Origin of the sequence: Pseudoalteromonas citrea (assembly GCF_000238375.3) — a bacterium.
In the GTDB taxonomy this organism is placed as follows: Bacteria; Pseudomonadota; Gammaproteobacteria; order Enterobacterales; family Alteromonadaceae; genus Pseudoalteromonas; species Pseudoalteromonas citrea.
Map to the genome: position 1 here is coordinate 437,029 of NZ_AHBZ03000014.1, position 13,254 is coordinate 450,282.

Annotated in this window: 14 protein-coding genes; all 14 read right to left on the reverse strand. The window is 41.1% G+C overall.

Annotation, left to right across the window (positions count from 1 at the left end; translation table 11 throughout):
* Positions 1-17: 17 nt before the first annotated feature.
* Positions 18-401 carry a chemotaxis response regulator CheY gene (gene cheY / locus PCIT_RS05190; RefSeq protein ID WP_010364893.1) on the reverse strand — a complete coding sequence of 128 codons (384 nt, stop codon included), beginning with the start codon at positions 399-401 and terminating at the stop codon, positions 18-20.
* Positions 402-439: 38 nt separating this feature from the next.
* Positions 440-1,150, reverse strand: coding sequence for an RNA polymerase sigma factor FliA (locus PCIT_RS05195; RefSeq protein WP_040696547.1), 711 nt, complete (start codon positions 1,148-1,150; stop codon positions 440-442).
* A gap of 26 nt (positions 1,151-1,176) precedes the next feature.
* A complete protein-coding gene (locus PCIT_RS05200; protein WP_010364898.1) occupies positions 1,177-2,037 on the reverse strand; it encodes a MinD/ParA family ATP-binding protein in 861 nt (286 codons plus the stop codon).
* Positions 2,030-3,556, reverse strand: a complete 1,527-nt coding sequence (gene flhF, locus PCIT_RS05205) for a flagellar biosynthesis GTPase FlhF (RefSeq protein WP_010364900.1) — start codon at positions 3,554-3,556, stop codon at positions 2,030-2,032. Before flhF ends, PCIT_RS05200 begins: the two co-directional genes overlap by 8 nt.
* Positions 3,557-3,577: 21 nt before the next feature.
* Positions 3,578-5,677, reverse strand: a complete 2,100-nt coding sequence (gene flhA, locus PCIT_RS05210; protein WP_010364901.1) for a flagellar biosynthesis protein FlhA — start codon at positions 5,675-5,677, stop codon at positions 3,578-3,580.
* A gap of 160 nt (positions 5,678-5,837) precedes the next feature.
* Positions 5,838-6,968 (reverse strand): flagellar biosynthesis protein FlhB, encoded by a 1,131-nt coding sequence (gene flhB, locus PCIT_RS05215; protein WP_010364903.1) that lies wholly within the window; start codon positions 6,966-6,968, stop codon positions 5,838-5,840.
* A gap of 3 nt (positions 6,969-6,971) precedes the next feature.
* Positions 6,972-7,751 carry a flagellar biosynthetic protein FliR gene (gene fliR / locus PCIT_RS05220; protein WP_010364906.1) on the reverse strand — a complete coding sequence of 260 codons (780 nt, stop codon included), beginning with the start codon at positions 7,749-7,751 and terminating at the stop codon, positions 6,972-6,974.
* A 1-nt stretch (position 7,752) separates the two neighbouring features.
* On the reverse strand, positions 7,753-8,022 hold the full coding sequence (fliQ, locus tag PCIT_RS05225; RefSeq protein WP_010364908.1) for a flagellar biosynthesis protein FliQ: 270 nt from the start codon (positions 8,020-8,022) through the stop codon (positions 7,753-7,755).
* Between the two features lies 1 nt (position 8,023).
* Positions 8,024-8,764, reverse strand: coding sequence for a flagellar type III secretion system pore protein FliP (gene fliP / locus PCIT_RS05230; RefSeq protein ID WP_010364910.1), 741 nt, complete (start codon positions 8,762-8,764; stop codon positions 8,024-8,026).
* Complete coding sequence (gene fliO / locus PCIT_RS05235) at positions 8,757-9,161, reverse strand: flagellar biosynthetic protein FliO (RefSeq protein ID WP_084622618.1); 405 nt, start codon at positions 9,159-9,161, stop codon at positions 8,757-8,759. The genes fliP and fliO overlap by 8 nt, the downstream gene beginning before the upstream one ends.
* Positions 9,158-9,556, reverse strand: a complete 399-nt coding sequence (fliN, locus tag PCIT_RS05240) for a flagellar motor switch protein FliN (RefSeq protein WP_010364913.1) — start codon at positions 9,554-9,556, stop codon at positions 9,158-9,160. The genes fliO and fliN overlap by 4 nt, the downstream gene beginning before the upstream one ends.
* 27 nt (positions 9,557-9,583) lie before the next feature.
* Entirely contained in the window at positions 9,584-10,678 is a 1,095-nt protein-coding gene (gene fliM, locus PCIT_RS05245) for a flagellar motor switch protein FliM (protein ID WP_010364917.1), read from the reverse strand.
* Positions 10,679-10,690: 12 nt separating this feature from the next.
* The gene (gene fliL / locus PCIT_RS05250; RefSeq protein ID WP_010364919.1) at positions 10,691-11,218 is read right to left on the reverse strand and encodes a flagellar basal body-associated protein FliL; all 528 of its coding nucleotides are present in this window, start codon (positions 11,216-11,218) and stop codon (positions 10,691-10,693) included.
* A gap of 57 nt (positions 11,219-11,275) precedes the next feature.
* On the reverse strand, positions 11,276-13,234 hold the full coding sequence (locus PCIT_RS05255) for a flagellar hook-length control protein FliK (protein ID WP_010364921.1): 1,959 nt from the start codon (positions 13,232-13,234) through the stop codon (positions 11,276-11,278).
* Positions 13,235-13,254: the final 20 nt, after the last annotated feature.

The window sequence follows — 13,254 nt, forward strand, 5'->3', positions numbered from 1 at the left end:
GCCTCTCCTTCTTATTATTAACCTAAACGTTCAAACACTTTTTCTAACTTAGTTTTTAGTGTTCCTGCGGTAAATGGCTTGACAATATACCCATTTACGCCCGCTTGCGCAGCGGCAACTATCTGCTCTTTCTTAGCTTCAGCAGTTACCATAAGAACTGGAATATGCTTGAGGCTGTCGTCCGCGCGAATGGCACGCAAGAGATCAATACCTTGCATCCCTGGCATATTCCAGTCGGTTACCACAAAATCGAACTCCTGATTTTGTAGCATTGGAAGCGCAGTACTTCCATCGTCAGCTTCTTGTACATTTGTAAAGCCCAAGTCTCTAAGTAAGTTTTTGATTATTCTCCTCATTGTAGAAAAATCATCAACCACGAGAATTTTCATGTTTTTATCCAAAACATCCTCCAGTGAGGTTTCAACCTATTATTTTTACTCTAATTGACCCAGTCATTGATTTTAGCTTTGAGCTTTATCATTGCCTGCCCATGTATTTGGCTAACACGAGATTCACTTACATCAAGTATCTGGCCGATTTCTTTTAAATTCATCTCATCGTTGTAATAAAGAGACAATACTAACCCATCTCTTTCTGGCAGCGATTGTATCGCTGAAAGCAACGATTCGTTAAAACGTTCATTTTTAACGTTATTAAAGGGTTTGTCTAGCGATAAATCATGGTTTGCAGGAGTAATAACGTCTTCATCGACGCCCAAGTCCTCTATCCCAATAATCTTGCTCGCATTTACATCATGTAGAATATGATGGTACTCATCTAGCGTAATATCAAGTTTTTCAGCGATTTCAGTGTCTTTTGGTTCTCGTCCTAGCTCAGATTCGAGAAAAGATATAGCTTCAGCCACTGTTCTGCTGTTTTTGTGAACAGACCTAGGCGCCCAATCTCCGCGACGGATCTCGTCGAGCATAGCTCCTCGGATCCGAATTCCGGCAAATGTTTCAAAACTTGCGCCTTTACTCGCATCAAAGTTCTTAGAAGCTTCGATAAGACCAATCATACCTGACTGAATTAAATCATCTAATTGGATATTTGCTGGCAGACGAGCCAATAAATGACACGCTACCTTTTTCACAAGTGATGCATGACGTTCTACCACCATGCTCAAATGCTCTGTCGTTTGATACCCCATCGCTTTACCCACCGATGATGCCATAATTACCCATTGACAAGTTGTTCAATAAAAAACTCTAAATGACCTGATGGTTGATGTGGAATTGGCCACTTTGCGGCCTTGCTTGCCAAACCACGAAATGCAACCGCAGCTGGAGATTTTGGAAATAGCTCAACAATTGTTTTTTGACGACGCGAAGACTTTCGCATATTTTCGTCATAAGGAACTGTTGCAACTAACTCAAGTGCCACATCTAAGAATCTGTCCGTCACTTTTGACAGTTTAGCAAACAATTCTTGCCCTTCTCTTAAACTACGCACCATATTGGCAACTATTTTAAATTTATAAACCCCATGCTCTCGGCTCAACACTTTGATTAGCGCGTAAGCATCGGTAATTGAAGTTGGCTCATCGCATACAACAACCATCACATCTTGAGCTGCCCGAGAAAAACTCAGCACCATATCTGAAATACCAGCAGCGGTATCGACGATAAGTATATCAAACTCGGTATTTAACTCACTAAAAGCACGAATAAGTCCCGCGTGTTCTGCAGGAGTTAACTCAACCATGTTTTGCGAGCCAGATGTAGCAGGTACTATTTTTATGCCTGCGGGCCCTTCAACTAGAATTTCATCTAGTTCACACTCACCAGAAAGTACGTGTGATAAATTCTTTTCAACACGCAAACCTAACATAACATCACAGTTTGCTAAGCCTAAATCGGCATCTAAAACCAGTACTCTATTACCTTGTTGGCCTAGCGCTATAGCTGTGTTCAATGACACATTGGTCTTACCAACACCACCCTTACCACCGGTAACGGCAATGACTTTTACACCATGGTTATTATTTTGATTCATCCTACGCAGGCCACTTGCTTGATCTAAAACTGTGTTAATCATACATTCCTACTGTCTGAGACGCCACTGCTTCACGCCTTGAATGTTGTGCTTTTATTCTCTTTAAATACAATTGCTCAGCTTTTTTGACTAACTTTTGAGCATTCGCCACTCGAATGTCTTCTGGCACTCGCTGACCATTAGTAAGATACCCTATTGGCAGGCGATTTTGAATCGCAATACTAATAATCTCACCTAAACTTAGACATTCATCAAGTTTTGTGAAAATACAGCCACTTAAATTCACTTTTTGAAAGTGACGCACTGACTCTTGCAATACATGCATTTGAGACGTTGCACTTAATACTAAATAACTTCTAATGTCTACACGTGCACTTCGCATTAAGGTATTCAACTGCTCAGTTAAACGAAGGTCTCTTTGGCTCATACCCGCGGTGTCTATTAATACTAGACGCTTATTACGTAAATGATATAAAACTTCTGCTAATTCATTAGCATCTTTTACCTGCTTCACTGGGCAACCAATAATTCGGCCATATGTTGCAAGTTGCTCATACGCCCCGATTCTGTAGGTATCGGTTGTAATTAATGCAACTTTATCGGCACCATACTTTTGTGCTCCCAAAGCAGCAAGTTTTGCAACAGTGGTCGTTTTTCCTACTCCAGTAGGGCCAACCAGTGCGTAAACACCACCTTGACGTAAAATATCATTATTTGTGGTATGCATCTGGTTTACAACCATGTTTAACAATGCATTCCATGCTTCTTTACGGGATACATCATCAGGTATAAAACACGCCATTTGCTCCGCTACTTCACTATCAATTCCCATACCCTGAAGGCGGTCGATCAGGCATGCTCTTGTAGGATCTCTGCGCGCCATATCTTGTTGCATTAGGCCAGAAACCTGGTGTTCTAATAGTTGACGAATTGCGTTCATTTCTTCACGCATCGATGTCATTTCGTCAGGTTTAGCTGCAACACTTGGTTTCGCCATATCGTCGCCAAATCCAGAGTCAAGCTCATCATCGAACTGCCAGTCTGAACTTCCAGAGTCCGTTCTTGCTGAAATGTCTTTTTGTCTGGCTTGTGCTTGATTTCGTGGTGTATTTCTTGCGTAATTTGGCTGTTCAGTGCGAGTCTGGTTAGATTCATACTGCTCATGAGCATCGGCTTGTTTATTGAATACTTGCTCCGTGTCGATCCCTGATTGTGAAAACATAGAAGCTAATTCAGGTGAACGTGGCCGGGGAGCCTGACGCTCTAATAAAGCTTGTAAACTATCAGCCACTTGCGCTTGTGGCTCAGGCCGAGCACGCTGAGGCTCAGGTCTCACTAACCTTGATGGCTGTGATTGTGGTTTTGTAATAGCTCCTTGGGTTTGTGATGAAACTTCAGGCTGTTGCTTAACAACTTCTCGGTCATTGTCTACCGCTGCAACAATCTCAACACCATCTGCCAACTTTTTATTTGACATGATCACTGCATCAACGCCAAGCTCTTCTTTGACTTCTTTTAATGCTGTACGCATATCTTTAGCAAAAAAACGTTTAATTTTCATGTTACAACCCCTTGAGTCCTATTACTGTCCAACTGAGCTCACAATCTTGATTTGTCTTTCATCTGGTACTTCCTGATATGACATCACTCGAAGTCCAGGTATTGTATGTTTTACAAATCTTGAGAGCACACTTCTCAACATACCTGAGGTTAATAAAATTGACGGGTCACCTAACATCTCTTGCGTTTGATGTGCTTCTCGTAACGATTCTTGAAGCCGCTCCGCAAGACCTGGTTCGATACCTGCCCCTTCATCACCTGCGTTCTGAAGTGACTGATGCAACATCTGTTCCAACTCAGGTGCCAATGTTATGACAGGGATCTCATCCGCACCTCCAACAGCATCCTGAATGATCAGTCGGCGCAGTGAAATTCGCACTGCAGCCGTTAATACATCAGGGTCTTGGCTTCTTGGGCCATACTCAACTAGAGTCTGTACAATCGAGCGCATATCACGAATTGCTACGCCCTCATTGAGTAAATTTTGTAGGACTTTTACGATAGTTGTTAAAGGTAAAATATCTGGCACTAGACCCTCAACTAAACGCGGATGAGTTTTTGCTAACATATCGAGTAAATTTTGAACTTCTTCATGACCAAGTAATAAAGATGCATTATTTGTTAACAATTGGCTGATATGGGTTGCTACGACAGTCGCCGCATCGACCACTGTATATCCCAATGAATGTGCTTCATCTTTTTGGTCCGGCTTAATCCAAACCGCCTCTAAACCAAATGCAGGATCAGTGGTCGCGACACCATTGATAGGCCCAAAAACTTGACCAGGATTAATTGCTAATTCATCACCATGCTTTAACTCTCCATCACCTGAGCCCACGCCCATTAAAGTGATATTATAGGCATTGGGGTCAAGTTCTAAGTTATCTCTAATATGAACTGGAGGCACTAAAAAACCAAGCTCTTGCGATAGCTTTTTACGAACCCCTTTAATACGACTCAGTAACTCACCACCTTGCGCTTGGTCGACAAGTGGTATTAGTCGATACCCTACTTCTAGCCCAATCACATCAACAGGTTGTACATCATCCCAGCCTAACTCTTTTTGATCTTGCTTACGCGCTGCGACATCACCACCTTTGGCTTCTTCAGCTTTTTTCTCTTCTTCAGCTTTTGCTTTTTGTGTGTGCGTATAATAAGCCAGATAACCTAATAATGCGCCGAGGCTTAAAAAGGCCACGTGAGGCATTCCAGGTACAAGTCCCATAACAATTAAAATTGCAGCCGCTATTGACAGTGACTTTTCGTTTCCTAATTGAGACTTAAACTGATCACCCATATTGTGGGATTCATTTTGTCTGGTTACAACAATCGCAGTACCGATAGAAAGGAGTAAAGAAGGTAATTGAGCAACTAATCCATCACCGATAGTCAGTAATGTATACACTTCCATCGCTCTACCAAATGATAAATCATGTTGGATCATACCAACGAAAAGGCCACCAATAATATTGATCGCCAAGATAACAATACCCGCGATTGCATCCCCTTTAACGAATTTACTCGCTCCATCCATAGAACCATAAAAATCGGCTTCCCTTGTTACTTCATCTCGCCGAGCTCGTGCTTCATCCGCACTGATAAACCCTGCATTTAAGTCAGCATCAATAGCCATTTGCTTACCAGGCATCGCATCTAGCGTAAAACGAGCCGATACTTCTGATATGCGCCCTGCGCCTTTTGTAATTACTACAAAGTTTATAATAATGAGAATTAAGAATACGACTAAGCCAACCGCATAATTACCACCAATTACCACTGAGCCGAAGGCTTCAATTACCTTCCCTGCTGCATCTCCACCGTTATGACCTTCTAATAATACAACGCGAGTACTCGCAACATTGAGTGCTAGACGCATGATCGTCGCGATGAGCAAGACTGCTGGAAACATACCAAATTCAAGCGGTTTCATTGTATAAACCGTCACGAGTAAAACAACAAGTGCTAAGGCTATATTAAAGGAAAAAAGAATATCCAGTAAGAATGGGGGTAAAGGTAATATCACCATACCCAATGCAGCCAATACCATTAGAGGGGTTCCTACACCTTTAGCATATTCTTTTTTATCTCTATTGATTTGCTGTAAAACCGCTTTAAAATCCATCGCTTACCGACTACAAAAAATTGACACTGACTAGTTAAAGCAAGTTACGCGCCATATAACCTATTAAGCTCGTACTTAATGGTTTACTCGCTTATAAATTTAATTGCTGGGCAGGCCGCTAAGTACTCTTATAGATGTGTTGGGATCGGACAGGTGAACTTTAATGTTTTAGTTCGTTAGGAATGGGTAAGTCATCACTTAGCCCTGTAGGGCGCTTTCCCCGACCTTTTTGAAAACGTTTTAGTTGAAAAACGTAGGCTAAAACTTGTGCTACTGCCGTAAATAATTGATCAGGTATTTGGTGTCCCACCTCGGTGGTATGATACAAAGAACGTGTTAATACCGGAGACTCTACAATTGGTACTTCATTACCAATTGCCACTTTTCTGATTTGCATAGCAAGTTCATCAACCCCTTTCGCAATAACGATTGGGGCACCTGCTTTTTCTGTATCATACTTCAATGCAACTGAATAATGCGTTGGGTTCGTCACAATGACGTCAGCATCGGGTACATCTTGCATCATTCTACGCTGCGACATTTCGCGCTGTGTACGCCTTATGCGGGCTTTTATTTGTGGATCACCTTCAGAGTTCTTATATTCATCTTTAACTTCTTGAAGCGTCATTTTAAGCTGCTTATGATGATTATAGCTTTGATAAGGGGCATCAATTGCAGAGATAATGATAAGTGTGCAACTTAATGCTAAAAACATCCAAGCTAATATTTCCAGTGCATGAATAATACTGCTAGGTACTTGTTCAACACTCAAATGTAATATTTCATAGAAAAAAGCATTAATTAAAAATATTGCAAAGCCAGCAACCAGGATAAACTTTAAAACTGCTTTGACTAGTTCAACACCCGCCTGGGGACCAAGCATTCTCTTTAACCCTTTCGCTGGGGACATTTTACTGGCCTTGGGCGCTGCAGCCTGCCAACTAAAATTAATCCCGCCCAATAAGGTATTGCCAATAAAAGCAGCAATTACAATAATAAAAACAAACATAGACATAGGAAAGATTAACTCAGAGAACATTTCACCCCAAACCGCAAACATCTTGGTTGTGTCGTAGGTTTCATTACGGTTAAGCGTTAGGGCACGACCCATAATATTATATAGGCCTTTACCAATGGCAGGACCATACATCAGAAGTGAAATCGCTGAAAAAATAAGTACAAATGTCGTTCCCAGTTCTTTTGACCGAGCTATTTGCCCTTTCTTTCGAGACTCCTCGATTTTTTTACCTGTGGGTTCCTCTGTCTTCTCTTGACCTGAATCTTCTGCCATAAACTACACCGAACACCCAATTAAATTACACATTAATTCAACTGTTTTCAGCCACTGAAACTCATATTGCACAATAAAGTTACCTAATGTAGCCCAAATAATTACTAGACCAGCTACCAATGTAAATGCAAAACCAACAGCAAAAATATTCATCTGAGGCGCAGCCCGGGTCATGATACCAAACGAAATATTGATTACCAGCATCGCTGTTAAGGGCGCTAACGACAAAGCTAAAGCGGTGGTAAACATCCACCCACCCCAATTTACTATTTGCCAATAATTATCAACTATCCACCACTGTCCATTAATTGGAAACGTTTCAAAGCTAAACACAACCATTTGTAACATCATTAAGTGACCATTAAACACAAAGAACAGTAAAGTAGCTAGAATAAGATAAAACTGTCCTACTGCTGGAACACTCAAACCATTTGCAGGATCAACAACAGACGCAAAACCTAAACCTGTCTGCATAGCCAATATCTGCCCCGCGATAATGAAAGTATTCAGCAGCAACAAAGATGCAAAACCAATAGAAATCCCTATAATCATTTGCTGGATCACCACAAAAACCATGGACAATGAAAATAGTTCCGTAAACTGAGAAGCTGGTAATGCAGGTACAACAGCAAACGTCACTGTCACAGAAAGTCCTAGCTTTATTCGGGTTGGTACCGTTTGAGCCCCCAACCCAGCCATGACCATTATCATTGAGCTAATTCGTACCAGAGGTAGTAGAAAGTCGCTTAACCATTGAATAATAATTGCAAATGGAAACTCCATATCAACCTGCAATTTCAGGGATCAATAATACGATGCCTTTAAAGTAATCCATTAACTCTTGTGTCAGCCAGTGACCACCAGCGATAAGCGCTAAAATTGTTATGATTAATCGAGGTAAAAAACTTAAAGTCTGCTCATTAATTGACGTCGCAGCTTGAAATACCGCAACGACTATACCAATAGTTAAGCCAGGAAGTACAATTGCTGCAACAAGTTTGATCACTAGAAACAATGCATCACTTAATATATCAACAAATACTTCAGGTTCCATATCAAGTTCCCAAGCCAAAGCTACGAGCAAGTGTACCCATAACAAGACCCCACCCATCAACAAGGACAAACAGCATAATCTTAAAAGGAAGAGAAACAATCATAGGAGAGAGCATCATCATACCCATCGCCATCAAGACACTGGCAACCACTAAATCAACAATCAAAAACGGGATAAAAAACATAAAGCCAATGATAAACGCCGTTTGTAACTCGCTAGTAACAAATGCAGGAATAATGACTATAAAAGGTGTGTCTTCTGGTGCATTTAGCTTATCGTAACCGGCTATTTTTGCAAATGTCTCCAAATCCTTTATACGTGTCTGTGACAGCATAAATGTTTTAATCGGTTCTTTTGCTACCGTTAGGGCTTCAATCGATGTCATCTTCTCATTCAAATAAGGTTGCACGGCATCATCGTTTATTTGCCCGAAAATAGGTGCCATAATAAAAAACGTTAAAAATAGAGACATACCCAATAGGATTTGATTGGAGGGAGACTGCTGAAGTCCAATCGCCTGTCGTAAAATAGCCAACACAATAATAATTCGCGTAAATGACGTCATCATAATCACAGCAGCTGGAATGAAGCTCATCGCTGTCATTATTGCCAGTACTTGCAATGTTACAGAGTACTCTTGAGAACCATCAGGGTTGGTCGTGATACTTAAAGCATCAATGCCTTCAGCGGCAACATGCGGAGATAGCATCAGTAAAAGGGCGATAAAGAATAATCTAATCATTAGAAGTGTTCTTACTGTTTTTATTGTGCGTTGTTAAAAAACGACTTAGCTCTTTGGCAAAAGCGGGGGCTGTTTGTACTTCAAGCGGCGTATCTAACTGATGTAAGTAGTTGATATTTTGTGGTGTTACGCCCAATAGTAATTGTTTACCGTCAATTTCTACCACAAGCAAACGCTCTTTCGTTCCAAGGGGCAAGCTTCTGACAACTTTAAAGTCACTATTATTACCAATGTTCGGATTCAGCTTTTTTAAAAAAAAGCCTAAACCAATGATCAATAACACAATCATCAGTAAAGACAACGCAACTGATACAAGTTCAGAGCTTAGCCCTACGACCTGTGTGGCAGATAGAGTCACACAGGGGAATAATCCTAGTAAAAACAGCAGTCGCTTCATCGTAGTTTTTTAATACGTTCTACTTGGCTGATCACATCCGTTAGGCGAATACCAAATTTATCATTTACCACAACCACTTCACCATGCGCGATCAACGTTCCATTTACTAAAACATCCAATGGCTCACCTGCAACACGATCTAATTCAACCACAGACCCCTGGTTCAACTGCAATAAATTCCTAATATTTATTTTAGACCGACCAACTTCCATAGAAATGGTAACGGGAATATCTAAAATGGTATCAAGTTTTCGGGTTTCGTCAGCCGATAAACCACCTGAGGCATCAGTCAGTTCATCAAGTTCAGCTAATTCTGGTTCACCACCTTGATCTGAATCGTCGGCCTCAGCTAACGCTGCTGCCCACTCATCCATTGTATCTTGATCATCACTCATACTATTTAAACCTTATTAAATCAATGATCACCAGTCGAGGTCTACGCCATCAGACAAGTGTAAATCTTCTTCTAATTCTGCCAGCTCTGCATCTGAGTCCAACTTTTTACCGCCTTTGGTAAATACATGTAACTCAGACTTAACAGATTCTGGACGCTTAATCTTTTCACTAATTTGCAGTGCAATATTATCTCGAGAGCGGCCCATTTTTGCGCGGTAAGTTGGTAATTCTTCAACAAACACAGTGATATGCTCTGGCATTTCAACCGGAATAACATCACCTGTTTTTAAGCCCATAATTTGCTCAAGTGATAAGTCTACTTCTAGCAATTGAGTCGATAGTTCAACCTCAACATCCATAATTTCATCACGTAATGCCTTACTCCAGCGCAAGTCCGTGTCTTCGGTATCAGATTGCACACCAGCATCTAATAGTTCACGGATAGGTTCTAGCATTGAATACGGCAAAGAAATATGAAAATCGCCGCCACCGCCATCTAGCTCAATATGGAAAGAGCTAATCACCACAACTTCTGTTGGGCTCACTATGTTAGCCATTGCAGGGTTTACTTCTGAATCTAAATACTCGAAAGACACATCCATTACGGGGGCCCACGCCTCTTTATAATCTTCAAATATAATCTTCAGGAGCATTTGTACAATGCGTCGTTCTGTCGGAGTAAATTCACGACCTTCAATTTTTGCGTGATAGCGTCCATCACCACCGAAGAAGTTATCTACTAAAATGAAGACTAATCGCGCTTCCATGGTAATAAGTCCAGTTCCCTTTAACGGACGAAAGCGCACCATATTTAAACTGGTCGGTACAAATAGCGTATGAATATACTCACCAAATTTGAGCATTTGAACACCATTAATAGACACTTCAGCCGTTCGGCGCATCATATTAAATAAGCTGATCCGCATATGACGAGCAAAGCGTTCATTAACAATCTCAAGGGTCGGCATTCGACCACGAACAATGCGATCTTGCGATGAAAAATCATATTGGAGCGCATTGGAGGACTCACCGTCCTCACCATCAACAACTTCTTCTTCTTCAACTTCGTCAACACCATGTAAGAGCGCATCAATTTCGTCTTGAGATAATAAATCACTCACCGTAAACCCTCATTACTGCATTACAAAGCCAGTAAACAAAACCCGTTCAACGACTTTGCTACCTTCTACACCTTCCATCGCTGCTTGCACTTTGTCCAGCGCAGTCAACCTGAGTGTCTCCTTGCCTGCACTCGTACTCAACTCATCCGCCGTGGTTGTGGAAAACACACTTAATAGCGTCCCTTCAATTAACGGAATATGCTTTTTAGCAATTTCCTCATTACCATCGCCTCTGACTAACAGCTGTACTTTAATTTGTACAATTCTATCTCGACTAGCACCTGGTACGTTAAACACAAAAGGTCTCGGCATTGCGACATAAAGTGCACTACCAGTTTCTGCTGTAGCACTGCCACTTGCTGCTGGTGCTTCAGCCATTGTTGTTTCTTCTTCAAGGGTCTCAACTGGTTCGTCCGAGCCTGACATCAAAAAAAAGCCGGCTACACCACCCAATATCACTACAACGGCTGCAATAATAATGATGAGCTTTTTCTTGCCACCACCCGACTCTTCTATCTCTAAATCTGTTTCTTCTGCCATACTAATCCTTAAAAGTGATGTAAAATCACTAGGTTTCTATTTATATCATAGCAGTTGTTACGCATAGTAATCTATTCCTGATCCTTCATCTGAGCTGCTAGTGACTAATTGAGGGCTATTTTGCGCTTCGTCATTGTGATTAGCAAGTGCAGAATGTCCTTGTTGTTGATTGTTATCACTTTGTTCCTGATCAGCACCAGAGTTTTCTTGCTGTATATTACTTTCACCTAACTCGATACCTTGCTCAGCAAGCATCTCTTTTAACTTTGGCATAGATTGTTCTAGTGCTTCTTTTGCTTGTTGATTCTGAACAACAAAATTTACTTGAGCCTGCTCTGCATCGCTTCTTATCCGTATTTGCATACTGCCAAGCTCAGGGGGATCCAATCGAATTTCAGCCTGTTTGTTATTTAAATTCAGCATCATAGAAACTTTTTCTTGGAGTACTTTGGCTGCATCATTACGTGCAATATTAATTGCTTGTTGAATTTCAGGATCTACCAACATTTTTCCAGAAGTCGCACTTTGCTGATTGATGTTTACTTGCTGATTTTGCATTGAATCTAATATTTGAATTGTATTATTAAAATCATTCAGACCAGTACTACTCTGCCCTTGAGTTAAATGAGCTTGCGGATTAAGAGGTTGCATCACTGCTTTAAACAAGTGTTCAACTTGAGTACTAACAGGTACTTTACTCGTGACATTCTCTGATTTATATATTAATTCATCAAATATTTGCTGATCTTTGATATTTTGTTCTTGCAGTGCTTTTACCTCATGACTACGAGAAGAATCATCTCCAACTTTCGCTGCGATTAGGGGGGACGGTGCTACATCAGATTTTTTTACAACAGGCTTGGTCACGTCTTTAAACTGCTCTATAGAACCTTCAGAGCCAAGTCCTGCGGGACGTTCAACTTCACTGGATAGTGTCGCTTTATCCAATTTTTCTTTGTCTAAGTTCTTCATCGCTTGCAATGTCAATTCAGCTTGTTTTGTGCCTTCTGGTGATAATTTACCACTTTCAATTGCATCTCGTATCAATGATTGCAGCGCTTTTTTATCTGTGCCATTTAATTGCGTATAGCCAAGTTCATCAGTAAGGGGCGTTTCTACCTTCTGCAATAGTTCAGCAGATTTAGTGCTATGTGTAGGTGCGGTAATACTCACTTCAGCATTATCAAGCAATACTTTTTTTCCACCCGACTGCTCACTATTGCTGGCCTTGTTGACGTTGCTACTATCGATAGCTATTTTTTTTTCATCTTTACCCATTAACGTTTCATTTGTTTCAACGCCAGCGAGTTTAGGCTGCTTAGCAGCAGAATCTTTATGAACTTTGTCTTTATTTCCTAAAAGCGTATCCAAGTACGAACGTGCCTCAGGTTTAGTTTTCACTTCTTTTTCCTGGATGTCATCAGAAACTGCACCCTCCTTATCAGAAGCATTAACCTCCTTCGGATCACCTGCAGCTTGTTTACTAAGTGCTTCTATTAATGGCTTGTCGCTTCTGGGCGAGGAATGCATTTTTTCTTGCGTCATCAATACGCTATTTAAATTTTGTTCAGCATCAATTTCAGCTGGAGGTACACCTTGTGGAGCTTGCCCATGCTTCGCTTTTTCTATTGCTTGAGCAACTTGCGACAGCTGAGACCTAGTCACGGAAGCGTCTTTATCCGTATGGTTTTGTATAGAGGTGCTTTGTTGTTGCGCTGCATTTATTTGCGCTAAAAAGTCTGTACTCCCCTCCTCATTTACCGACGTTGATTTCACGTGTTCAGATTCAACATCGCCAGCGTGTGACGCCTCACCAGTTGAGTAACTCTGACTATGTTCTTCATTGCCATCAACTCGCTCTGGCTTCTCTTTATATTGGCAAGCTACATGCTCTTCATATTTATTTAGCTCATGCGCAAACTCCTCATCAGCCGCTAACGCTTTTTGCTCTTCACTAATTAGCCGCTCAGAATACTCTTTATTGTGTAACGCTAAATCTGATTTCATATTGAGCATATAATCACCTTTACTTGGAC